17 protein-coding genes are annotated in these 22819 nt (G+C 68.6%); 6 read left to right on the top strand and 11 right to left on the bottom strand.

Features of this window, described 5'->3' with window-relative positions; translation table 11 throughout:
• Window positions 1-61 precede the first annotated feature (61 nt).
• Entirely contained in the window at window positions 62-370 is a 309-nt protein-coding gene (locus tag G539_RS0105490) for a Dabb family protein (RefSeq protein WP_029074311.1), read from the top strand.
• A 251-nt stretch (window positions 371-621) separates the two neighbouring features.
• Here G539_RS0105490 and G539_RS0105485 read toward each other — a convergent pair whose 3' ends face one another.
• The 4 genes from G539_RS0105485 to G539_RS0105470 form a co-directional block, all read right to left on the bottom strand.
• Complete coding sequence (locus G539_RS0105485; RefSeq protein WP_029074310.1) at window positions 622-3885, bottom strand: error-prone DNA polymerase; 3264 nt, start codon at window positions 3883-3885, stop codon at window positions 622-624.
• 249 nt (window positions 3886-4134) lie between these two features.
• The gene (locus G539_RS0105480; RefSeq protein ID WP_084639841.1) at window positions 4135-5703 is read right to left on the bottom strand and encodes a Y-family DNA polymerase; all 1569 of its coding nucleotides are present in this window, start codon (window positions 5701-5703) and stop codon (window positions 4135-4137) included.
• Window positions 5594-6412, bottom strand: coding sequence for an ImuA family protein (locus G539_RS0105475; RefSeq protein ID WP_029074308.1), 819 nt, complete (start codon window positions 6410-6412; stop codon window positions 5594-5596). The genes G539_RS0105480 and G539_RS0105475 overlap by 110 nt, the downstream gene beginning before the upstream one ends.
• A 158-nt stretch (window positions 6413-6570) precedes the next feature.
• Window positions 6571-6870 (bottom strand): hypothetical protein, encoded by a 300-nt coding sequence (locus G539_RS0105470; protein ID WP_029074307.1) that lies wholly within the window; start codon window positions 6868-6870, stop codon window positions 6571-6573.
• A 269-nt stretch (window positions 6871-7139) separates the two neighbouring features.
• Between G539_RS0105470 and G539_RS0105465 the strand changes: the two genes are divergently transcribed.
• Window positions 7140-8975: an ABC transporter ATP-binding protein gene (locus G539_RS0105465; protein WP_029074306.1), complete on the top strand. Its 1836-nt coding sequence runs from the start codon at window positions 7140-7142 to the stop codon at window positions 8973-8975.
• Window positions 8976-9436: 461 nt separating this feature from the next.
• Here G539_RS0105465 and G539_RS0105460 read toward each other — a convergent pair whose 3' ends face one another.
• Window positions 9437-11497 (bottom strand): ATP-dependent helicase, encoded by a 2061-nt coding sequence (locus G539_RS0105460; protein ID WP_029074305.1) that lies wholly within the window; start codon window positions 11495-11497, stop codon window positions 9437-9439.
• A 196-nt stretch (window positions 11498-11693) separates the two neighbouring features.
• Here G539_RS0105460 and G539_RS0105455 point away from each other — a divergent pair, with 196 nt between their 5' ends.
• A complete protein-coding gene (locus G539_RS0105455) occupies window positions 11694-14048 on the top strand; it encodes a Wzz/FepE/Etk N-terminal domain-containing protein (protein ID WP_029074304.1) in 2355 nt (784 codons plus the stop codon).
• Window positions 14049-14177: 129 nt separating this feature from the next.
• Entirely contained in the window at window positions 14178-15608 is a 1431-nt protein-coding gene (locus tag G539_RS0105450) for a mannose-1-phosphate guanylyltransferase/mannose-6-phosphate isomerase (RefSeq protein WP_084639839.1), read from the top strand.
• A 99-nt stretch (window positions 15609-15707) separates the two neighbouring features.
• Here G539_RS0105450 and G539_RS0105445 read toward each other — a convergent pair whose 3' ends face one another.
• The 6 genes from G539_RS0105445 to G539_RS0105420 all read right to left on the bottom strand — a co-directional run bounded on the left by G539_RS0105445 (window position 15708) and on the right by G539_RS0105420 (window position 21296).
• Window positions 15708-16574: an NAD(P)-dependent oxidoreductase gene (locus G539_RS0105445; protein ID WP_029074302.1), complete on the bottom strand. Its 867-nt coding sequence runs from the start codon at window positions 16572-16574 to the stop codon at window positions 15708-15710.
• A gap of 180 nt (window positions 16575-16754) precedes the next feature.
• Window positions 16755-17537, bottom strand: a complete 783-nt coding sequence (locus tag G539_RS0105440; protein ID WP_029074301.1) for an amino acid ABC transporter ATP-binding protein — start codon at window positions 17535-17537, stop codon at window positions 16755-16757.
• The gene (locus tag G539_RS0105435) at window positions 17534-18190 is read right to left on the bottom strand and encodes an amino acid ABC transporter permease (protein ID WP_084639893.1); all 657 of its coding nucleotides are present in this window, start codon (window positions 18188-18190) and stop codon (window positions 17534-17536) included. The genes G539_RS0105440 and G539_RS0105435 overlap by 4 nt, the downstream gene beginning before the upstream one ends.
• Before the next feature lie 12 nt (window positions 18191-18202).
• Window positions 18203-18862: an amino acid ABC transporter permease gene (locus G539_RS0105430; RefSeq protein ID WP_029074299.1), complete on the bottom strand. Its 660-nt coding sequence runs from the start codon at window positions 18860-18862 to the stop codon at window positions 18203-18205.
• 18 nt (window positions 18863-18880) lie between these two features.
• Window positions 18881-19723, bottom strand: coding sequence for a transporter substrate-binding protein (locus G539_RS0105425; RefSeq protein ID WP_035830437.1), 843 nt, complete (start codon window positions 19721-19723; stop codon window positions 18881-18883).
• A gap of 226 nt (window positions 19724-19949) precedes the next feature.
• Complete coding sequence (locus G539_RS0105420) at window positions 19950-21296, bottom strand: aspartate aminotransferase family protein (RefSeq protein ID WP_029074297.1); 1347 nt, start codon at window positions 21294-21296, stop codon at window positions 19950-19952.
• 124 nt (window positions 21297-21420) lie between these two features.
• Between G539_RS0105420 and G539_RS0105415 the strand changes: the two genes are divergently transcribed.
• Complete coding sequence (locus G539_RS0105415) at window positions 21421-22221, top strand: IclR family transcriptional regulator (protein WP_029074296.1); 801 nt, start codon at window positions 21421-21423, stop codon at window positions 22219-22221.
• Between the two features lie 138 nt (window positions 22222-22359).
• Window positions 22360-22815 carry an RbsD/FucU family protein gene (locus G539_RS0105410; protein ID WP_029074295.1) on the top strand — a complete coding sequence of 152 codons (456 nt, stop codon included), beginning with the start codon at window positions 22360-22362 and terminating at the stop codon, window positions 22813-22815.
• The last annotated feature ends 4 nt before the right edge of the window (window positions 22816-22819 follow it).

Below are 22819 nucleotides of genomic sequence, written 5' to 3'. Positions count from 1 at the left end.
CCGGGTGGCGGCCGGCGCCGGCCCCACCTATGCTGCGGCGAGCCGGAGGTTTTCCAGAATCATGATCACCCACTGCGTCTTCATCAATTACCGCGACGACACCACGCCCCAGGCGAAGCTGGCGATCCTCGACGGTCTGCTCGCGCTCAGGCCCCGCATCGACGGGCTGATCAACATCATGGTCGGCAACAACACGAGCCCCGAGGGCCTCGACAAGGGCTTTTCGGAAGGCTTCATCGTCACCTTCCGCGACGGCGCGGCGCGCGACCGCTACCTCGCCGACGACGAGCACGCCAAGGTCGGCGCCGCCATCGTCGCCGCGGCACAAGGCGGCACGGACGGCATTTTCGTCTACGACCTGGAGCATTGAGGCAGGCGTATTCTCCCTCAATGTCCATGAACCTTGCCGGATGAAGTGCATCCCCTCCCCCTTGCGGGGAGGGTCAGGGAGGGGTACCGCCTCGCTGCTTCAGGATGGTCCGCCTGCCACCCTTTGTTGGCTCGCGTTTTCTACACGCGAGCCGGTATCCACGTCGCTCAGAGCGTTCCAGCCCCAGTCCGCGCCGGTACCCCCACCCCGGCCCTCCCCACAGGGGGGAGGGAGAAGTGAAGCCTCCCCCCTCAGTGAAAATCGCGCGATTTCGGGATGATGCGGACGTTGCGCGGGTGGCTGCCGGGATGGCTCGGGCGGCTCGGGTGGGCGAATTCGTCGGCGCGGGCGGGGTCGAGTTTCGGCCGGCGGTCCTCGGCCAGATGGTCGAGGTCGGCCGTCCTGTCGACCAGCTTTCGCGCCACGAGATGGATGATCCCCTCGGGGCTCCTCTGGATGTTGCCCTCGACCAGCACCAGCTTGGCGCCGATGATGGTGCGGCGGAAGGTGTCGAACAGGCGCGTCCAGACGACGACGTTGACGATGCCGGTCTCGTCCTCGAGCGTCATGAACACGACATTGCCCTTGCCCGGCCGCTGCCGCACCAGCACGACGCCGGCCGTTTTCGCGAAGGCACCGTCGGAAAGCGCGCCGATCTCGGCGGCCGAGAGGATGCCCGCCCCGCCATAGCGCGTGCGCAAAAAGCTCATCGGATGCGCCTTCAGGGAGAGGCGGAGCGTCTGGTAGTCGGCGACGACATGCTCGGAGAGCGGCATGGCGGGCAGCGGCGCGTCCTGCTCGCGGCCGAGCTCGGCCGCGTCGGCGGCGGCGAAGAGCGGCAGCGCGTCGGAACCCGGCAGCCGGCGCACCTCCCAGAGCCCCTGCCGCCGGTCGAGCCCGAGCGAACGCAGCGCATCGGCATCGGCGAGTTTTTCATAGGCGCGCCGTTCGAGCCCCGTGTAGCGGACGAGATCGTCCATCGCCGCGAAGCCGGCGCCGCGCCTTGCCGCGATCCGCACCGCCCAATCCTCGCGAAAGCCGTCGATCTGGCGGAAGCCGAGCCGCAGCGCCAGCCCCTTTTCCGTCGGCTCCAGCGTGTTGTCCCATTCGCTCGCATTGATATCGACGGGCCGGATCGGCACGCCGTGATCGGCGGCATCGCGCACGATCTGCGCCGGCGCATAGAAACCCATCGGCTGCGAGTTCAGGAGTGCCGCGGCGAAGGCGGCCGGGTGGTGGCACTTGATCCAGGCCGAGACATAGACGAGGCGGGCGAAGCTCGCGGCGTGGCTCTCCGGGAAGCCGTACTCACCAAAACCCTTGATCTGGTTGAAGCAGCGCTCGGCGAAATCGCGCTCATAGCCGCGCCGCACCATGCCCTCGACCATCATGCTCTCATATTTGTGCATGGTGCCGAGATGGCGGAACGTCGCCATGGCGCGGCGCAGCCCGTTGGCGTCGGCCGGCGAGAAGCGCGCCGCCACCATGGCGAGGCTCATCGCCTGCTCCTGGAACAGCGGCACGCCGAGCGTCCGCCCGAGCACCTGCTTCAGTTCGTCGGCCGGGCCATGCTCCGGCGATGGCGACGGGAAGGTGACGTCCTCGATCCCCTGCCGGCGGCGCAGATAGGGATGCACCATGTCGCCCTGGATCGGCCCGGGCCGGACGATCGCCACCTGGATGACGAGGTCGTAGAACTCGCGCGGCCTGAGGCGCGGCAGCATGTTCATCTGCGCCCGGCTCTCGACCTGGAACACGCCGATCGAGTCGCCCGTGCAGAGCATGTCGTAGACGGCCGGATCCTCCCAGGGGATGGTGTGCAGCGCGTGGCGCGCGCCACCCGCTTCCTCGATCAGGTCGAACGCCTTGCGGATGCAGGTCAGCATGCCGAGCGCCAGGATATCGACCTTCATCATCTTCACCGTGTCGATGTCGTCCTTGTCCCATTCGATGAAGCTTCGGTCCTTCATCACCGCCGGGCCGCTCGGCACGAGGTCGTTCAACAGCTTTTCGGTCAGCACGAAGCCGCCGACATGCTGCGAAAGGTGGCGCGGGAAGCCGCGCAGCGCCATCGCGAGGCGGACCACGCGCTCGATCATCGGATTGCGCGGGTCGAGGCCCGCGTCGCGAATATGCTTGTCCTGCATGGCCGAGCCCCAGCCGCCGCCCCAGACCGTGCCGCCGAGCGCCAAAATGACGTCCTCCGACAGGCCCATCGCCTTGCCGACCTCGCGGATCGCGCTCTTCGTCCGGTAGGCGATCACCGTGCCGCAGATGGCGGCGCGGTCGCGGCCATAGCGCTCGTAGATGTACTGGATCACCTCCTCACGCCGCTCATGCTCGAAATCGACGTCGATGTCGGGCGGCTCCCTGCGCTCGGGCGAGAGGAAGCGCTCGAACAGCAGCTGGTACTCGTTCGGATCGACCGAGGTGACGCCCAAACAATAGCAGACGGCGGAATTGGCGGCGGAACCGCGGCCCTGGCAGAGGATGCCGCGCCCGGTGGCGAAGGCCACGATGTCGTGCACGGTCAGGAAATAGGGCGCGTAGCCGAGCGCCCCGATCATGGCGAGTTCCTTGTCGAGCGTCGCCGTGACCGACGCCGGCACGCCGCCCGGATAGCGCTTCACCGCTCCGGCCCGCGCCAGCGCCTCCAGATGCGCCTGCGGCGTCATCCCGTCCGGCACGGTCTCGTGCGGGTATTCGTATTGGATCTCGTCGAGGGTGAAGCGGATCTCAGCGAGGAAGCGCGCCGTCTCCGCCACGGCGCCGGGAAAATCGCGGAACAGGCGCTCCATCTCGACGCCCGGCTTCAGGTGCCGCTCGGCGTTCATCGCCAGAATCCGTCCCGCCTGCTCGATCGTCGTCTTCGCGCGAATGCAGGTCAAAACATCCTGCAGCGGCCGTCGCTCGGCCGCGTGGTAGAGCACGTCGTTGACGGCGAGCATCCGGACGCGGTGATCCCAGGCGAGCGCCGAGAGGCTCGCGAGCCGGCGCCGGTCGTCGCCCCGGCGATAGAGCACGGCGGCGAGCCAGGTCCGCCCCGGCGCCAGCGCGGCGAGCCGGCCGAGCGCGGCGGCGAGCTCCCCCTTGTCCGAGGCGAGCCGCGCCGGCGGCATCAGGATGAAGAGCGAGCCCTCGGCATGCGCCGCGAGGTCGGAAAAATCGATGTGGCATTCGCCCTTCGGCGCCCGCCGCTTGCCGAGGCTGAGCAACTGGCAGAGCCGGCCATAGGCGGCAAGATCGGCCGGATAGGCGAGGATATCCGGGGTCCGATCGCGAAACACGAGCCGGACCCCGACGACGAGGCGGAAGCCGCCGGCGCACGCGTTGCCATAGTCCTCGCTGCTCCAGGCATCATGCGCGCGGACGATGCCGGCGAAGGTGTTGCGGTCGGCGATCCCGAGCCCCTTCAGCCCCAGCGCATGCGCCTCGACGATCAGCTCGGCCGCGTGCGAGCCGCCCTCCAGGAAGGAGAAATTCGACATAGCGGCGAGCTCGGCATAGGCGCTCATTTGGCTTCTATCCTCGGCACACGCCCCCTCCGCCGTCATCCCGGCGAAAGCCGGGATCCATCCATCCGTCTGCCGCCGGCGGCTGAAATGGATCCCGGGTCGCGCTACGCTTGCCCGGGATGACGGCGAGCGGGCGGGACGACGGAGAAAACTTGTCCGCGAGGCCGTAAACCCTCACCCGCCGGCCTGCGGCCGCCGACCTCTCCCTCAGGGAGAGGGGATAGGAGCGCGCCTTCCGGACCCAAATCCTCATGCGAACAGCCCATGCAGGAACCAGCGCGGCTGCGGCCGGTCGGCGGCGTAGAAGCCTTCGCGATAGAGCCAGAAGCGGCAGCCCTTGCGGTCCTCGACGCGGAAATAGTCGCGGTCGAGGCCGCCGGCGCCGTCGCGCCACCATTCCGGCGCGATCCGTTCCGGCCCCTCGGCGCGGGCCACCTGGTGCAGCACGCGGCGCCAGCGGAAGGAGAGCGGCGGCCCGTCCGGCACCTCGCCGAGCGCCTCGACCGGCTCGGGCGGATCGAACAGGCTCAGGGGCCGGAGCGGCGGCTCGCCGGCCGCCGGCAGCTCGTCCCAACTGGCGCGCCCCTCCCCACCGAGCGTGAAGACGGGAACCATACGCGTCCGCCGCTCGGGGATATGCGTGTCCTCGGGCACGAAGCCGAGCACGCGCTCCGGCCCGAAGCGGGCGCCGAGCCTATCGACCAGGTCGGCGACCGCCTCGTCGTCGAGCGCGTGGCCGTCGAGGCTCGCCTGCGCGGCGACGAAGGGCTCGGTGCGGAAGGCGCCGAGCCGGATCAAATCGAAGCCGAAACCGGCCTCGAGCGGATCGGAAAGCGCGTCCAGTTTCTCGTGAAACAGCCGCGCGATGGCCTTGGGCGCACGGTTCGGGCGGGCGGTGGCGACCGTGATGCGGCGGACGTCGCCGTCGACGCGGTAGAAACTCGCCTCGAAGGAGCGGCCGCCCTCACCGCGCGTCTCGAGCAGCGAGGCGACATCGGCGGCGAGGCGGGCGAGCGTCGCCTCGATGTCGGAGGCGAGCGCGATCGGCTGGAAGAAGATGCGCTCGGCGAGCGCCACCGGCACCGGCCGGCGCGGCGAGATCGGATGCTCGGAAATTCCCGCGAGCCGCTCCAGTCGTTCGACGCAATCGGCGCCGAAGCGGGCGGCGAGCGGCGCGCGCGGCCGGTCGATCAGGTCGCCGACCGTCTTCAGCCCGGCGCGCGCCAGCGCCTGCAGCCGGGCCGGATCGAGCCCGAGCGCGGTGATCGGCAGCGGCCGCACGGCCGAGGCCTCGCGACCCGGCTCGACCACGGTGCGGCGCGGCGAGCGGGCGAGCGCGCGGGCCGTCGCCGGGGCGCCGGCGATCGCCCCGAAGGCGGTCAGGCCGAGCCCGTCGAGGCGGGTCAGGAGATCGTCGAGCAGCGCCGCCTCGCCCTTGAAGAGATGGGCGACGCCGGTGATGTCGAGCATCAGGCCGCGCGCGCCATGGCGGGCGACGAGCGGCGTGTAGCGATCGCACCAGTCGGCGATCGCCTCGACCAGCGCGTCGTCGGCGGCGGGGTCGTGCTCGGCGACGACGAGATCGGAGAGCCGCGCCCGCGCCTCGGCCAGCGACAGGCCGGGGGCGAGGCCCAAGTCGATCGCCGCCGCATCGGGCGCGGCGATCACCAGCGCGCCCTTCGCCTTCTCGACGATGACGAGCGGCTGCTCAGCCGGCAAGCCGGAATAGGGCGCGTTCGGCCGGCGGCGCAGCCGGTTCGAGGCGAGGAACGGCAGCCGGATCGCGCAATAGCGCCGGGGGTTTGAAGAGCTTTGCATCGCGGTTCCACTCCACCCGCCACGGGCCGCCGGGGGGGCCGTGGCGATGGCGCAACAAGGTCAGGTCGAAGGTCGGGTGGCCGGGCGCGTTCATCGCAAGCGGCGCGGCCGGGCCGGAAGCGACCTGCCAGCGCGTTTCCGCCCCGTCGGGCTTCGGCCGCGCGCCGGGCCGAAGCAGGAAGACCGTCACGCCCGACGCCTCGGCGGCGAGCTGGAAACGGCGCTGTACCGTCAGGTCGAGCGCCTTCGGCTCGCCCCAGGGCTCGACGATGACGGCGCCAAGCGCGCCGCAGCGGGCCGCCTCGCCGCCGGCGCGGAGCACCGCGAGCGGATCGCGCAGCTTGACCAGGATCAGCGCAGCCGGGTCGAGCCCTAGCGCGGCGAGGCCATCGCCATGGAGCCCGCCGCCCTCCTGCGCGGCATAATCCTGCCTTACCCAGACGATCGGCCGCCCGGCGGGAGCGGCGGCGAGCGCCAGGGCCAGCGAGAAGCCGCTCGCGGCGATGTTGTCGGCGCCGGTCGCGGCGTGGATCTCGTGCAGCGCGCCGCGCACCAGCCCGCCGCCGAGCGCCGCGTCGACTTGATCACGGTCGAGCGCGATGCGGCCCGGTCCGGCCACGGCCAGGCCGTCGCCGGCCCCCTCCGCCGTCGCCTCGATCGCCGCAATGCGCTGCCGCAATGCGGAAAGGGTCGCCTTCGCCGTGCTCATCGCCGTCCGTCGCTATCCGATCCATGCCTTTGTTCTCTATTTGTTCTAATACGACTCCAAACCGGACAAGAGTCAATGAGGACGGAGAGCTTTGCCCAGACCGCTGCCGGCGATGCCCTTGCCAAGGAACAGGGACACAGCCAACGATCAGCCCGTCCCTACTTCAGGACGAGCGCCAGAAGGCCGGTCATGACCGTGAAGCAGGCAACCATTCCGAGACCAAGCTGAACCAGTGTCCGCAAGCTCGACCTCTCGATCTTCGCGTCAATTTCAGCCCGCAACCGATCCATATCGGCGCGGACCGCCACCAGATGACGATCCAGATCTCTCTTTTGGGCCACGCCAACCATAGCCAGCAACGCCTGTGCGGCAATCACATGGTGGATCGCCCGCCGGCGCCCGACACCGTGCTCCATAAGGCGGCGCGCATAACCGAGCACATCAAAGATTGCAGCCATCAGCTACCTCATCAGGGCGAAAACAGCTCCACTTTTGCAACTTAAAGTTGCACACACACCTTAATGCACCATAACCTAACGTCAACAGTTGATTTTGCCACCAGCGCGCCAAAAATCCCGCAAATCCGCTTAAGAATCACCACAAAGCGGGCTAGCATGGCTTCTCGACGACGCCCGGGCGCTCTCCGGCCCGGACGCGTTCATCGCCCGCTCCCCGCGGCGCGACGTTCGCTTCCCTTCGCGCTCACCCGCCTGCCGTCGAGATCATCATGTTCCGCTATTTCGAAGAACGGATTCCGGCCACCACCCGTGGCATGCCCGGCGAACCGCCCGATACGCTCGCCGCCTTCTACTGGTTTTTCATCCGCCAGGTGCGCTGGTATTTCGCCGCCCTGCTCGTCGCCGGGCTGACGGTGGCGCTGCTCGATGCGGCGATTCCCTTCTTCATCGGCAAGCTCGTCACGCTTCTGAGCGAGGTCTCGCCGCAGGCGCTGCTCAGCGACCACTGGCACATCCTCGCCGGCATGGCGCTGTTCATGCTGATGGTGCGGCCGGCCGCGATCTTCGCGCAGAACCTGATCACCAACCAGATCATCGCCTCGGGCTTCACCAACCTGATCCGCTGGCAGAGCCACTGGCACGTGGTGCGGCAAAGCTGGTCGTTCTTCCAGCATGATTTCGCCGGCCGCATCGCCACCCGCGTCATGCAGACCGGCGTGTCGGTGCGCGACAGCGCCGTCTCGTCGATCAACGCCGTCTGGTACATCGCCGTCTACGGCACCAGCGCGCTGGTCCTGCTCGGCCACAACGACCTATGGCTGATGCTGCCGACACTGGTCTGGTTCGTCTGCTACGCGACGCTGCTGCGCGTGTTCGTGCCTCGGCTGAAGGGCCGCTCGGTCGAGATGTCGGAGGCGCGCTCGCTGATCACCGGCCGCATCGTCGACAGCTACACCAACATCATCACGGTGAAGCTGTTCGGCCGCGCCCGCGAGGAAGACGACTATGTCCGCGAGGCGGTCGACTATCACACCAGCGTCTTCCGCGGGCAATTGCGCCTGATCACCCTGTTCGGCCTGGCGCTGGCGCTCAACAACGCCGTCCTCGTCGTCTCGACCGGTGCCATCGCGGTCAGGCTCTGGTCGCTCGGCCTGGTCGAGGTCGGCGTCGTCGCCATGGTGCTGCCCTTGACCTGGCAGATCGCCAACATCGCCGGCTTCGTCGCCCAGCAGGTCACCGCGATCTTCGAGAATATCGGCGCCGTTCAGGAAGGCATGATGTCGATCGCCAAGCCGCTGCGGCTGACCGACCGCCCCGGCGCGGAGGAGCTCAAGGTCGCCAGGGGCGGCATCGTCTTCGACAACATCAACTTCAACTATGGCCGCTCCGGCGGCATCATCGAGGACCTGTCGCTGACCATCAAGCCGGGCGAGAAGATCGGCCTGGTCGGCCGTTCCGGCGCCGGCAAGTCGACGCTGGTCAACCTCCTGCTGCGCTTCTTCGACCTCGAGGGCGGCCGCATCCTGATCGACGGCCAGGACATCGCCACCGTGACGCAGGAAAGCCTGCGCGAGCAGATCTCGGTCGTCACCCAGGACACCTCGCTGCTGCATCGCTCGATCCTCGACAACATCCGCTACGGCCAGTCGCATGTGACGCTGAACGGCGTCGAGGAGGCGGCGCGGCGGGCGCATGCGCACGAGTTCATCGGCAATCTCGAGGACTGGCGCGGCCGCACCGGCTACGAGGCGCATGTCGGCGAGCGCGGCATCAAGCTCTCCGGCGGCCAGCGCCAGCGCATCGCGATCGCCCGCGTCATCCTGAAGAACGCGCCGATCCTGATCCTCGACGAGGCGACCTCGGCGCTCGATTCCGAGGTCGAGGCGGCGATCCAGGAGCAGTTCGAAAGCCTGATGGCCGACAAGACGGTGATCGCGATCGCCCACCGGCTCTCGACCATCGCCCGCATGGACCGGCTGATCATTCTCGATCATGGCCGCATCATCGAGAGCGGCACGCATGAGGAGCTCTTGGCGCTCGACGGCCACTACGCCTCGCTCTGGCGGCGCCAGTCGGGCGGCTTCCTGGCCGAGGAGGCGGCGTAGACCCTCCCCCGGCCCTCTCCCGCGCGCGGGAGAGGGAGCCGACGGCGCCGGTCGGCTCTGGGTCGACGGCCGAAGCCCGGCGGGTGGGGGTGAGGCCTCATCGGCGAGTTCCCTAGCCCCTCACCCGGAGCTTCGCTCCGACCTCTCCCCATGAGAGAGGTGAAGAGGTCGTGGCGCTGCCGCTCTGCGTCCTTCGAGACGGCCCTTCGGGCCTCCTCAGTGTCTGGCCCGAAATGCAGGGGACACTCTACTTTCACCTCTCCCTGAGGGAGAGGTCGACGGCCGAAGGCCGGCGGGTGAGGGTTTACGGCCTCACCGGATGGTTTCCTAAACCCTCACCCGGAGCTTCGCTCCGACCTCTCCCTCAGGGAGAGGTGAAGGGAAGGCGGCGTGGCGAGGGGGGGGGCCAGACACTCAGGATGATGCGGGACGGGCAGCTTGCACCAGCATGAGCGTAGGCCCTACTTCCACATCCCGCGCATCCGGGCGGCGATGTCGACGGGCACGCGCGGCTGGGCCGGGGCGCCCGGCGCTTCCGCCGCCACGGGCGGCCAGATCACCTGCTCGAACAGCGAGAGGATCGACGACGGGATGAAGCGGGTGCGGGTCGCATAGACATGGCGGTCGCCGCCGCGCGTCTGCTGGGTGACGAAGAAGCGCTGCGGCATGACGAGATGCAGCTCGTCCTTCGCCCGCGTCATCGCGACATAGAGCAGCCGCCGCTCCTCCTCGATTTCTTCCGCCGTGCCGGTCGAGAGATCGATCGGCATGCAGCCGTCGACGACGTTCAGGACGAAGGCCGATTTCCATTCCTGCCCCTTGGCGGAATGCACCGTGGAGAGGATCAAATAATCCTCGTCGAGCAGCGGCACGCCGGCCTCGCCGCTCGTCGCGTCGGGCGGGTCGAGCGTCAGCTCGGTAAGGAAGCGCTCGCGCGAGGCATAGCCGCCGGCGATCTGCTCCAGCTGCACGAGATCGGCGAGCCGCACCGTCGCGTCCTCGTGGATGCGCTCCAGATGCGGCTCGTACCAGTTCCGAACCGCCTCGATCTCGGCCGGCCAGCCCATGCCGCGGCCCCTCAGCGCGTCGATCAGCTCGACGAAGGGCGGCCAGTCGGCCGCCGTCTTTTGCGGCGGCTTGAAGTCGGAAAGCGCGGCGACCGGATCGACGGCGCCGGCCATCGCATCCAGCATCTTGCCGGCCGTGCCCGGCCCGACGCCGGGCAGCAATTGCGCGACGCGAAAGCCGGCGACGCGGTCGCGCGGGTTCTCGACGAAGCGCAGGACCGCGAGCAGATCCTTCACATGCGCCGCGTCGAGGAACTTCAGGCCGCCGAACTTGACGAAGGGGATGTTGCGCCGGGTCAGCTCGAATTCGAGCGGGCCGGAATGATGCGCGGCGCGGAACATCACCGCCTGTTCCTTCAGCGCCACGCCGCGCTCGCGCGCCTCCAGCACCGTCTCGACGACATAGCGCGCCTGCTCGGCCTCGCCGCGCACGGTGACGAGCTGCGGTTTGGCGCCGCTGTCGCGCTCGGTCCAGAGGTTCTTGGTGAAGCGTTCCGTCGCCAGCCCGATGACGCCGTTGGCGGCGGCGAGAATCGGCTGGGTCGAGCGGTAATTGCGCTCCAGCGTGACGATCTCGGCCGGCGGCGTGAAGTGGGCGGGAAAATCGAGGATGTTGCGCACCGTCGCGGCGCGGAAGGAATAGATCGACTGCGCGTCGTCGCCGACGACCGTCAGCCCCTCCCCCTTCGGCTTCAGCCCGAGCAGGACGGAGGCCTGCAGGCGGTTGGTGTCCTGGTATTCGTCAACCAGCACATGGTCGAAGCGCTCGGCGATCTCGCCTGCGATCGACGGCTCCGCCATCAGATGCGCCCAGTAGAGCAGCAGGTCGTCGTAATCGAGCACGTTCTGCGTCTGCTTCGCCTCGACATAGGCGGCGAACAGCGCCTTCAGCTCGTCCTTCCACATGGCGCACCACGGGAACACCCGGACCAGCACCTCGTCCAGCGTCGTCTCGGCGTTGACGACGCGCGAATAGATGGCGAGGCAGGTTCCCTTGGCGGGGAAGCGGCTTTCCTTCTTCGACAGGCCGCGCTCGTGGCGGACTAGGTTCATCAGGTCGGCCGAATCCTCGCGGTCGTGAATGGTGAAGGCCGGATCGAGGCCGATCCACTGCGCGTGTTCGCGCAGGATCTTGGCGCCGACGCCGTGGAAAGTGCCGGACCAGGCGAGCGCGTCGGCCATGATCCCCGCCTTGTCGCCGAGCGCGGCGGCCGCGATCCGTTCGACGCGGCGCGCCATCTCGCTCGCCGCGCGGCGCGAGAAGGTCATCAGCAGGATGCGGCGCGGATCGGCGCCGTTCAGGATCAGGTGCGCGACGCGGTGCGCCAGCGTGTTGGTCTTGCCGGAACCGGCGCCGGCGATGACGAGCAGCGGCCCGCGCTCGGGCGTGGTGATGCCGAATTCGACGGCGCGGCGCTGGTCGGTGTTGAGCCGGGCGAGATGGGCAGCCGTCATGGAGGATCGTTCGTCCGTCGAATCAAAGCGGGAGCGTCCCGGATTGGAGCATGTTTCCCGTTTTGTTCGCAACGCGGATGGGTGTCGCAGCGGCCGCCCGCGTTGACTCGCCCCTGCCCTTGCGTCACCCTCGCCAAGGCGCCCGCAAGCGCTCGCGACCGTCATGAAGCGGATCGGCAACCGGGGGGGAGCCAGGATGTTGGACGGAAGAAGCATTCGTCTCGCCGCCGATGACGATGGCGACATCGCCGGGCCTTCCGGCTCCTCGCGCGCCGACCGGCACGCCAATGGCCACGGCGCCCCGCAGGATCGCAACGCGGCGGACCGGCTGCGCCCGCCCCCCCCCACCCTCGATCCCTGGCGCCTGTTCCGGCTGATCCGCCGCCAGGCCTGGACGGTCGTCGCGGTCGTCGCCGCCGTGATGCTGCTGACCCTGCTGCTGCTCGGCCAGCTGACGCCGATCTACAAGACCTCCGCGCTGGTGATCGTCGATCCCTGGCAGCGCAGCATGCTCGATACGGACGCGGACGACGCCCCCCGCCCGACCGACGGCGCCCGCATCGAGAGCGAGGTCGAGATCCTGCGCTCGCCGGCCGTGCTGCTCGCCGTGCAGACCAAGCTCGGCCTGGGCGACGACCCGGAATTCGCGGCGCGGCCGTCCCTGCCGGCGCGGCTCGGCGCCTGGATCGGCCTGGCCCCGGCGCCGCTCGGCAAGACCGAGGCCGAACAGGCGACGCTGAAGCGGCTCGAGCAAGCCATCACCGTCGCCCGCCGCGGCGCCACCCATGTCATCGCGGTGACGGCGCGCTCCGCCGATCCGGCGAAGGCGGCCGAGATCGCCAACGCCACCGCCGCCGCCTATATCGACGCGCAGATCGAGGCCAAGGTCGCCTTCGCCGCCAGTGTCCAGCAGCGCCTGGCGCAGCAGCTCGAGACGACGCGCGTCGGGCTGCGCGAGATGGAGCGCAAGCTTGACAGCTTCCTCGACGACAGCATCGTCTCGATCCAGGATCCGGAGCTCCGGGCCGAGCTCGGCGAGTTGCGCGCCGCCATCACCGAGCAGGCGACGACGCGACTGCGCTACGACGCGCTCGCCGGCCGGTCGCGCGAGCGGGCCCGCAAGCGCGAATGGGACGCGCTGATCGCCGAACTGAACTCGGACCGCCTCGTCCGCCTCAATGCCGAGCACGCGGCGATCCGCCGGCAGCTCGGCACCAACGGGGACGGCGCCGGTACGGCGACGATGGCCAAGCTCACCCAGCTCGACCGCCAGATCGACAAGGAAGCGCAGGCGGTCATCGACCGGATCGCCGCCGAGGCCGTGCTGGCGCGCGAAAGCGAGACGGAGCTGCGCGCCCGGCTGAGCCGGCGGCTGGCCGGCAGCGACGTGCCGGCCGACATCGTGCTGCATTTCCGCGAGGCCGAGGGCGACGCCGCCGCGCTGCGCCAGGTCGTCGACAAGCTGACGTCGAGCTCGACCACCGCCATGGCCGAGATCGACCTGCAGCTGCCGGACAGCCGCATCGTCTCGGCCGCGCTCGTCCCCGCCACGCCCGCCTCGCCCAACAAGCCGCTGATCCTGACGCTCGCCGGCCTGTTGGCGCTGGCGCTCGGCATCGGCGCGGCGGCCCTGCGCGACGGTGCCACCGGCGGCTTCGCCGACGAGGCGGCGCTGGAACAGTTCACCGGCGTTCCCGTCCTCGCGGCGCTGCCGACGATCCCCGTCCGCGCCGACCGGCCCGGCGACGGGCCGGCGACCGAGACGCTCGCCCATCCGCACGGTCCCTATGGCGAGGCCATCCGGCGCCTGAAGCTCGGCCTCGAGCGCGGCGCGCGCGGCACCCGCCCCGGGCGCGTGCTGCTGGTCACCGCGGCGACGCCAGGCGAAGGCGCGACGCTGACCGCGATCGCGCTCGCCCGCTCGCTCGGCGTCTCCGGCCGCCGCACGCTGCTGATCGACGGCGACCTGCGCCGTCCCTCGATCCATACCGAGCTCGGCCTCTCGCCCCGCCACAGCGTCGCCGACTATCTCGCCGGACGCGGCATCGGCGGCGCCGGGCTGACGATCGACGACGTCGCGCCCAACCTCGCCATCGCCTCCGGCCCGGCCGACCCCCGCCTCAACCTCGACACGCTGCTGCAATCGAACCGGCTCGACCAGCTGCTGCACGACGCCAGGCGGAATTTCGACCATGTCGTGATCGACAGCCCGCCGGTGCTGGCGGCGGTCGACACGCTGCTTCTGATCCCGCATGCCGACGACGTCCTGATGGTCGTCGACAGCGCCACGCCGGCGCGTGACGTCGGCGCCGCCTTCAAGGCGCTCGCCCGCAACGGCCGGGGCACGGCGCATCTCTGGCTGGCGCTCAACCGCGTCGCGGGCGCCGTGCCGCGCCGGGCGCGCCGCCGGCGCGATCCGGCCGCGCCCGCGCCGGGCCCGGCCGCGCCCGCGCCGCCGGCGGCAGGCGCCCGCCCCGTCCGGCCGGACCGGCGCCCGCGTGGCCAATCCGGCGCCAAAACGACGGCTCAGGGCGACGGCGCCCCGCAATAGACGACCGCCGCATCCCAGTTTTCCGGCCGGCGCGAACTGTTAACCGCGCTCCGCGTTGAATTGGTAACCTTCGCCATGCGACATCAGTCGCCGAGCGATCCATCCGAGCGAAGAAGCGCATGTGAGGCTATGACTATGGCAGGTTCGAAGATTGTTCCGGTAATCCTGGCGGGCGGATCTGGAACGCGCCTCTGGCCGATTTCGCGCGACAGCATGCCGAAGCAGTTCCTGGCGCTCGGCTCCGAGCGCACCTTCTACCAGGACACGCTGATGCGCCTGCCGTCGAAGAGCGCCGGCGGCACCGATCCGATCGTCATCACGGCGGACGCCTTCCGCTTCTTCGCCCGCCGCCAGGCGGCCGAGATCGGCATGAACGCGACCATCATCCTCGAGCCGGCGCGGCGCGATTCCGCCGCCGCGCTGATCGTCGCGGCGCGCTATGCGCAGAAGCTCTACGGCGACGACTGCCTGGTGCTGGCGCTCGCCGCCGACCATCTCGTGCCCGACGTCAAGCTGTTCCAGGACGCCTGCCTCGCCGCCGCCGCCGCGGCCGAGGAAGGCCACATCGTCACCTTCGGCATCACGCCGACCGAGCCGCGCACCAGCTATGGCTACATCAAGCCGGGCAAGCCGCTGACGACGCCGGGCGCCTTCGCGGTGACCTCCTTCGTCGAGAAGCCCGACCGCGAGACCGCCGAGCGCTATGTCGCCGAGGGCTTCCTCTGGAACTCCGGCAACTTCATCTTCCCGGCCGCGCTGATGCTGTCGGAAGCCGCCAAATACGAGCCCGAGATCGTCGCCGGCGCCGAGGCCGCCATCAAGGGCGCGCATGAGGACCTCGGCTTCCTCCGCCTCGACGATCAGAGCTTCTCGGCGATCCCGGCGAAGTCGATCGACTATGCCGTGCTGGAGCGGACCGACCGCGCCGCCGTCATGGAGGGCCGCTTCTCGTGGTCCGACATCGGCAGCTGGGACGCGGTGCGCGACAGCCGCACGCCGGGCGAGCACGGCAACGTCACCACCGGACCGGTGGCGCTGATCGACAGCCACAACGCCTTCGTCCATTCCGAAGGCCCGCTCGTCACCGGCATCGGCCTCGACAACCTGACCGTCGTCGCCTCCGAGGACGCGATCCTGATCATGCCGTCCGACCGCAGCCAGGACGTCAAGAACCTCGTCGCCAGCCTGAAGGCGGAGAAGCGCAACGAGGCCAACGAGCACATCAAGATCCACCGACCCTGGGGCACCTACCAGACGATCTGCCGGGGCGACCGCTTCCATGTGAAGAAGATCGTCGTCGAGCCGGGCGCCAAGCTGTCGCTGCAGAAGCACCACCACCGCGCCGAGCACTGGGTCGTGGTCCGCGGCACCGCCGAGGTGACGCTGAACGACACGATCCGGACGGTGAACGAGAACGAGTCGATCTACCTGCCGCTCGGCGCCATCCACCGCGTCTCCAACCCCGGCAAGATCCCGCTCGAGCTGATCGAGGTGCAGACCGGCTCCTATCTCGGCGAGGACGACATCGTCCGCATCGAGGACATCTACGCCCGCGTCTGAGGCGCGGCGTGCTCGCCGTCGCCCCGGGCGCGTCCCGGGACGACGGATGGCTAACGGGAGGTTAACGCGCCGGAGGCGCGTTAACCCGTCGTTCCGGGCTTACTTCTCCAGCCGGGCGATCAGGCTCGACGTGTCCCAGCGATTGCCGCCCATCTGCTGGACGTCGCCATAGAACTGGTCGACCAGCGCGGTCAGCGGCAGCCGGGCGCCGTTGTTGCGCGCCTCGTCGAGGCAGATGCCGAGGTCCTTGCGCATCCAGTCGACGGCGAAGCCGAACTCGAAATTGCCTGAATTCATCGACTTGTAGCGGTTCTCCATCTGCCAGGATTGCGCCGCGCCCTTGGAGATCACGTCGACCACCGCCTCGACGTCGAGGCCGGCGCGCTTGCCGAAATGCAGCGCCTCGGCCAGGCCCTGGACGATGCCGGCGATGCAGATCTGGTTCATCATCTTGGCGAGCTGGCCGGAACCGACCGGACCAAGCAGCCGGCAGGCGCGGGCATAGCTCTGGATCACCGGCTCGGCCTTGGCGAAGGCCGCCGCGTCGCCGCCGCACATCACCGTCAGCACGCCGTTCTCGGCGCCGGCCTGGCCGCCCGAGACCGGGGCGTCGACGAAGTCGAAGCCAAGCTTGGCCGCCTCGGCATGGAGCTCGCGCGCGACCTCAGCCGAAGCCGTGGTGTGATCGACGAACACGGCCCCCTTCGCCATGCCGGCAAAGGCGCCGTCCGGGCCGATCGTGACCGAGCGCAGGTCGTCGTCATTGCCGACGCAGGCGAAGACGATGTCCTGGCCGACGGCCGCTTCCTTCGGCGTCGCGGCGCTGCGGCCGCCGAACTCGGCCACCCATTTCGCGGACTTGGCAGCGTTGCGGTTGTAGACGGTCACCTCGTGACCGCCAGCCTGCAGATGCCGCGCCATCGGATAGCCCATCACGCCGAGGCCCAGGAACGCTACCTTCGTCATCTCGATCTCCGTCAAAGTCCACCATGCGGCGCCGGTTCGCGGCGCGTCGAAAAGGCCTAGCACGCGATCCGCCGCGAGGCACCCCGCGCCGCTTCGGCCAGACGAACGAAAAGCGAGGCTCGTTCCCGAACCTCGCTTCCAATCGGATCATGACCGGCGCGCACGGCGCCGGACAAGGGCTCAGTGCCGCGAACTCTTCAGGAAGGCGTTCAGGCGCTCGCTGCGGCCCTCGCCGAAGATCTCCTCCGGCGTGCCCTGCTCGGCGATGCGGCCCTGCTCCATGAACACGATGCGGTCGGACACTTCGCGGGCGAACCGCATCTCGTGCGTGACGATCAGGAGCGTGGCGCCGTCGTCAGCGATGCCCTTGACGGTGGTCAGCACCTCCTGCACCAGCTCCGGATCGAGCGCCGAGGTCACCTCGTCGAGCAGCACCAGCTTCGGGTTCATGGCAAGCGCGCGGGCGATCGCGACGCGCTGCTGCTGGCCGCCGGAAAGCTGGCTCGGATAATGGTTGAGGCGGGTGCCGAGGCCGACCCGGCCGAGCCACTTCTCGGCGATGGCGAAGGCCTCTTCCTTGCCGAGCTTCTTCACCTTGCGCAGGCCAAGCATGACGTTGCCGGCGGCCGTCAGGTGCGGAAACAGGTTGAAGCTCTGGAACACCATGCCGGTCATGGCACGCTGGCGCGACAGCTCCGCGTCGCGGAGCCGGACGCGCTTGCCGCCCGACGTCCTGTAGCCGATCGTCTCGCCGTCGAGCACGATGTCGCCGCCCTGGAACTCCTCCAGCAGGTTGACGCAACGCAACAGCGTCGTCTTGCCGGAGCCGCTCGAGCCGATGATCGACACGACCTCCTTCGGCCGGAGCGAGAGATCGACGCCCTTCAGGATCTCCACCGCGCCGAAATTCTTGCGGAGGTCGCGGATTTCCAGCAGCGGGCGCGCGTTTTCGTCTGGGATCATAGGCGGGCTCCGAGGCGGCGTTCCAGCGACTTGCCGAGCACGTCCAGGGTGATGTTGACGATCAGGTAGAGAATGCCGGCGAACACGTAGAATTCAATGGTCATGAAGGTCCGGCCGATCACCTCCTGGGTCTTCAGGAGCAGTTCGCCGACGCCGATCATCGAGAGCAGGCTCGAGCCCTTGATCAGCTCGACCCCGGTGTTGATCCAGGGCGGTAGCGCCGAACGGAGCGCCTGCGGCAGCAGCACATTGGCCAGGATCTGCGGAAACCGCAGCCCGATGGCGCGCCCCGCCTCGATCTGCCCGGGCGGGATCGCCTGCAGCGAACCGCGCACCAGCTCGCCGATATGGGCGCCGGCGAAGAGGCCAAGCGCCAGCGTGCCCGCCTGCGAGGCGCTGAGCGACAGCCCCATCACCGCGGGGATGTAGAACGCCGCCAGGATCAGCACGAGCAGCGGCGTGCCGCGCATCACGTCGACATAGAGGCGGAAGGGAAGCTTGACCAGGAACGAGCCGAAGACGAGCTGGATCCCGACGATGCAGCCGAGGATCGTGCCGAACACGATCGCGCCGACCGAGATGCCGATGGTCATCAGGAAGCCGTCGAAGAGCGGCCACCGTGCGATCCAGAGCTGGGCGAGGAATGCATCCATGACCATGCCCGATCAGAACTTGGGGAAGCGGCGTTCGAGCCGGCGCAGCAACGCGGCGATCGTGAAGCAGGTCGCGATATAGAGGCCGCTGGCGACCGTCCATGTCTCGACCACGCGGAACGTGTCGACGTTGATCTTGCGCGCCTCGAAGGTCAGCTCCGGCACCGCGATGGCGGCCGCGATCGAGCTGTCCTTGAACATGCCGATGAAGGTGTTGCCGAGCGAGGGCAGCGCATTGCGCAGCATCACCGGCGCGACCACGAAGAGATTGGTCTGCAGCCGCGTCAGGCCGATCGCCCGCGCCGCCTCGACGATGCCCTTCGGCACCGACAGCAGGCCGGCCCGGAACACCTCGGTCAGATAGGCGCCGGCATAGAGCGCCAGCGAGGCGATGAAGCTCTCATATTTGTCGAGCCGGATGCCGACCTGGGGCAGCGCAAAATAGGCGAGCAGCACCAGGACGAGCAGCGGGATGTTGCGGATCAGCAGGACGTAGATCCAGCTGATGCCGCGCAGGATGCGTGAATGCGACACGCTGGCGAAGGCCGACAGCAGGCCGATCAGGGTTCCGATCGCCACGGCGGCGACCGCCAGCCCGAGGCCGATGGCGAGCCCGATCAGAAGCTGATCGAAGCTCGCCCATACGGCACCGAAATGCAGCGTATAGTTCACGTTGGCGTTCGCCGGCTGTTAGCGGAATTCGGCCGGGAACCCGATCTTCGGCTCGCTCGGCGATTCACCGAACCAGCGCTCATAGGCCGCCTTGTAGGTCGGGAACATCGTGCCGGTCATCGACTCGCGCAGCGCGACGTTGACGAAGTTCAGCCAGTCCGGATCGCCCTGCTTGACGATGCAGGCATAGGTCTGCGGGTTCCAGCTGTAGCCCGAGTCCACATAGCGGCCCTCGTTCTGCTTCATGTAGTAGCGCAGCGAGGACGAGTCGGTCGCGGCCGCGTCGGCGCGGCCCGAGTTCAGCGCCTGGTACATCAGGTCGACGCTCTCGAACTGGTCGACCTTGGCGTCGGGAAGCGCCGCCTTGACCATGCCCTCGGCGAAGACGTTCTGGAGCACGGAGACGGTCACGTCGCCGCCGGCCGCCTTCAGCGCCGCATAGTCGGCATACTTGCCGCCGGCCGGCATCATCAGGCTGACGCCCTCGCGATAATACGGGACGGTGAAGGCAACCTGCTGGGCGCGCGCCGCCGTCACGGTGACGAACTGGCAGGTGATGTCAACCTTGTCGGTGACGATGTTCGGGATGCGGGCGTCCGACGCCTGGTTGACGAACTCGATCTTGGTCTCGTCGTCGAACAGGCCCTTGGCGATGATCTTGGCGACGTCGATGTCGAAGCCGACGAGCTCGCCCGATTCATCGCGGAAATGCCACGGCGGATTGGTGCTGCCCGTGCCGACGATCAGCTTGCCCCGGCTCAGCACGTCCTGGAGCTTGCCGGCGAAGGCCGGCTGCGCCATCGACATGGCGAGCGTCACGGCGCCGAGGCCGGCTGCGAATTTCAATGCGGTAGCGCGCATGGTCTTCCCCTCTTCTCGACGATGAAATCCACCGTCCGTGCTCAGGCCGCACGCCGCGCAATGCGACGGCAACGGCTCTGTTCCCTGGCTTCGCGCCGCGCCGTTCCGGCTTTTTTTCCGGTAATCGGCGCGGCGGATCTGTTCGCGTTGCACACACCGTCTCTCGCCATGTCGATCCTGGCAAGTCGGGCGCGCTTCACTGCACGGAATTATTTATAATTGCGAACTACAGAATGCCGCCAGCCTTGAGCTCGCCGACGGCGCCCTCGACCGCCGCCAGCGTGGCGTCGACGACCGCCTCGTCATGCGTGATCGACATGAACCAGGCGCCGCGCTCGAGCGCCCGGACGCCCCGCCGCAGCAGCGCCGTCGTGAAGGCGACATAGGCCTTCTTGTCGGAACGGGCGAGGTCGCGATAGTCGACCGCCGGCGCATCGAGGCCGAAGGCGACGTGGAAGATCTGCGGATAGCCGGTGACGACCGCCTTGACGCCGGCCTTGTCGAAGATGGCGCGCATGCCGTCCATCAGACGTGTGCCGTTCACGCCGATCGTGGCGTAGAGCTCCGGCGTCAGCGACTTCAGCGAGGCGACGGTCGCGGCCATCGAGAGCGGCTGCGAATTGTAGGTGCCGCCATGCACGACGCCGCCCGAAACGAACATGTCGAGCAGGTCGGCGCGACCGGCGAGTGCCGCCACCGGGAAGCCGTTGGCGATCGCCTTGCCGAAGGTCGCGAGGTCGGGCGTGACGCCGAAATGCGCCTGCGCGCCGCCGGCGCCGAGGCGGAAGCCGGTGATCACCTCATCGAAGATCAGGATGGTGCCGGCCTTGGTGCAGGCCTCGCGGACGCCTTCGAGATAGCCGGGCGCCGGATGGATCGCGCCCGCGTTGCACATGGTCGCTTCCATGATCACGCCGGCGACGTCACCCTTGGCGAGACGGGCCTGGAGAAGTGCCAGGTTGTTCCACGGCAGGACCTCGAGGCCCTCCGCCGACTGCGGCAGCTGGCCCTTGCTGCCGGCGACCGGCACGGGCTTGTCGGCGGGACCGGCCGCGTCGAGCGCAGGCGCCGTCGACCATAGCACGTTGTCGAACCAGCCGTGATAATGGCCCTCGAACTTGATGATGACCTGGCGGCCGGTGGCGGCGCGGGCGAGGCGCAGCGCGGCCTGGTCGGCCTCGGAGCCGGACGAGGCGAACCGGATCCGCTCGGCGCAGGGCACCATCTCGCAGACGAGGCGGGCCGCCTCGGTCTCGACCTTCGACTGGCCGCCGAACAGGATGCCGTGTTTCATCTGCTCGGTGACGGCGTCGGTCAGGGCCTTCGGATTGTGGCCGAGGATCATCGGCCCCATGCCGAGATAGTAGTCGATCAGCCGGTTGCCATCGACGTCGAACAGATAGGGTCCCTCGGCCTTCTCGAAGACGAGCGGCGTCGGCGAGATGTTGAGACGGAAGTTGCTGTTGACGCCGCCCGCGATCCACTGGGAATTGCGGCGGATCTCCTCGACGGAACGATCGAAGGTCAACGACTTGGACGACTGGCCGGCCGTCGCCGGATTGTGGATGCTCAACGCGAACTCCTCTGCTTGGCTTTCCCCAAACCAAGCCAGAAGCCCCGTTTCATGTAAACGGATGCTTGTTTCGTCCGGCGGAAAAAAGCTAGTTTCCCGCGAGCAAAGCAGGAGGAAGTCGCGAATGGCCACGACCGCGGACGACCGCTACATCGTCGGACCGGTGCTGAAGGCGCTGAAGGTGCTCGACGCCATCGCGCAGAAGGGACATCCCGCCTCGCTGACGACGATCGCCAGCGAGCTGGACCTGCCGAAGACGAGCGTGTTCCGCTATCTGCGCACGCTGAGCGCGGCGGGCTTCCTGACCTATGACGCCGGCACCGACCGCTACAGCGTCGGCATCCGCTTCCGGGCGCTCGCCACCGCCGACAAGAGCATCCAGCGCCTGCGCGACTGCGCGCTGCCCGCGCTCACCGAGATCAATCGCGAGTTCAACGAGACGACCAATCTCGCCGTGCTGGCCGACAACCACGTCGTCTATATCGACATCATCGAATCGACCCGCGCGCTGCGCATGCAGGCGCGGATCGGCAGCCGCGATCCCGTCCATTCGACCGCGCTCGGCAAGGCGATCCTGGCGCGGCTGCCGGCCGACGAACGGACGCAGTTGCTGTCGGATGCGCTGCCGCAGCGCACGCTGCGCACCATCACCCAGCTGAAGACGATCGAAAGACAACTCGCCGACGCCGTGGCGAACGGTGTCGCGATCGAGATCGGCGAGAACGAGGAAGGCACAATGTGCATCGGCGCCGCCATCCTCGACGAGACCGGCTATCCGGTCGCCGCGATCAGCGTCTCCGCGCCGGAGCGGCGGGTCACCGACGAGATCCGGCCGCGCCTGATCGCCAGCCTGCGCGAGGCGACGACCCAGATCTCGGACCAGCTCGCCGCGTCGCGCTATCAGCGCATCGACGAACGCGCCTGAGGACGAAATCACGCCACCGACGCGCGCCCCATTCACGCCGCGACGATTGTCACGCTAGACTGCCGCCCGCGTCGGAATGCTGATCGGGCGCCATGCCAAGATCCGCACCAAGCGGACGCATGATCAACGGAGGAATTCATGCTGAAATCGATCGACCCGCTCCTCAACGCGGATGTTCTCCACGCCCTGAGGGCGATGGGCCACGGCGACGACCTCATCATCTGCGACACCAATTTCCCGGCCGATTCCGTCGCCCGGCAGACCGTGCTCGGCAAGCTGCTGCGCATCGACAACGTCACGGCCGCCGAGGCGGCGCGCGCCATCCTCTCGGTCATGCCACTCGACAGCTTCGTCGACCAGCCGGCGCTGCGCATGGAGATCGTCGGCGACGGAGCGACGCTTCCGCCCGTGCAGACCGAGGTCCAGGCCGAGATCGACGCCGCCGAGGGCCGCTCCTGGCCGATGGGCTCGATCGAGCGCTTCGCCTTCTACGAGCGCGCCAAGAACGCCTATTGCGTCATCCAGACCGGCGAGCGCCGCTTCTATGGCTGCTTCGTCCTGAAGAAGGGCGTGATCCCGCCTGACGCGCGCTGAGCCG

Source organism: Kaistia adipata DSM 17808 (genome assembly GCF_000423225.1).
Classification (GTDB): domain Bacteria; phylum Pseudomonadota; class Alphaproteobacteria; order Rhizobiales; family Kaistiaceae; genus Kaistia; species Kaistia adipata.
The sequence above is the reverse complement of the archived record's forward strand: the minus strand, read 5'-3'. Positions and strand labels throughout refer to the sequence as shown.

What these genes read in the sequence shown, in the direction of transcription:
- G539_RS0105450 (WP_084639839.1), top strand. Translation starts at nt 14,178, where the DNA reads ATGACTATGGCAGGTTCGAAGATTGTTCCGGTAATCCTGGCGGGCGGA.
- G539_RS0105445 (WP_029074302.1), bottom strand. Translation starts at nt 16,574, where the DNA reads ATGACGAAGGTAGCGTTCCTGGGCCTCGGCGTGATGGGCTATCCGATG.
- G539_RS0105490 (WP_029074311.1), top strand. Translation starts at nt 62, where the DNA reads ATGATCACCCACTGCGTCTTCATCAATTACCGCGACGACACCACGCCC.
- G539_RS0105440 (WP_029074301.1), bottom strand. Translation starts at nt 17,537, where the DNA reads ATGATCCCAGACGAAAACGCGCGCCCGCTGCTGGAAATCCGCGACCTC.
- G539_RS0105465 (WP_029074306.1), top strand. Translation starts at nt 7,140, where the DNA reads ATGTTCCGCTATTTCGAAGAACGGATTCCGGCCACCACCCGTGGCATG.
- G539_RS0105410 (WP_029074295.1), top strand. Translation starts at nt 22,360, where the DNA reads ATGCTGAAATCGATCGACCCGCTCCTCAACGCGGATGTTCTCCACGCC.
- G539_RS0105460 (WP_029074305.1), bottom strand. Translation starts at nt 11,497, where the DNA reads ATGACGGCTGCCCATCTCGCCCGGCTCAACACCGACCAGCGCCGCGCC.
- G539_RS0105435 (WP_084639893.1), bottom strand. Translation starts at nt 18,190, where the DNA reads ATGGATGCATTCCTCGCCCAGCTCTGGATCGCACGGTGGCCGCTCTTC.
- G539_RS0105480 (WP_084639841.1), bottom strand. Translation starts at nt 5,703, where the DNA reads ATGCAAAGCTCTTCAAACCCCCGGCGCTATTGCGCGATCCGGCTGCCG.
- G539_RS0105415 (WP_029074296.1), top strand. Translation starts at nt 21,421, where the DNA reads ATGGCCACGACCGCGGACGACCGCTACATCGTCGGACCGGTGCTGAAG.
- G539_RS0105455 (WP_029074304.1), top strand. Translation starts at nt 11,694, where the DNA reads ATGTTGGACGGAAGAAGCATTCGTCTCGCCGCCGATGACGATGGCGAC.
- G539_RS0105425 (WP_035830437.1), bottom strand. Translation starts at nt 19,723, where the DNA reads ATGCGCGCTACCGCATTGAAATTCGCAGCCGGCCTCGGCGCCGTGACG.
- G539_RS0105475 (WP_029074308.1), bottom strand. Translation starts at nt 6,412, where the DNA reads ATGAGCACGGCGAAGGCGACCCTTTCCGCATTGCGGCAGCGCATTGCG.
- G539_RS0105485 (WP_029074310.1), bottom strand. Translation starts at nt 3,885, where the DNA reads ATGAGCGCCTATGCCGAGCTCGCCGCTATGTCGAATTTCTCCTTCCTG.
- G539_RS0105470 (WP_029074307.1), bottom strand. Translation starts at nt 6,870, where the DNA reads ATGGCTGCAATCTTTGATGTGCTCGGTTATGCGCGCCGCCTTATGGAG.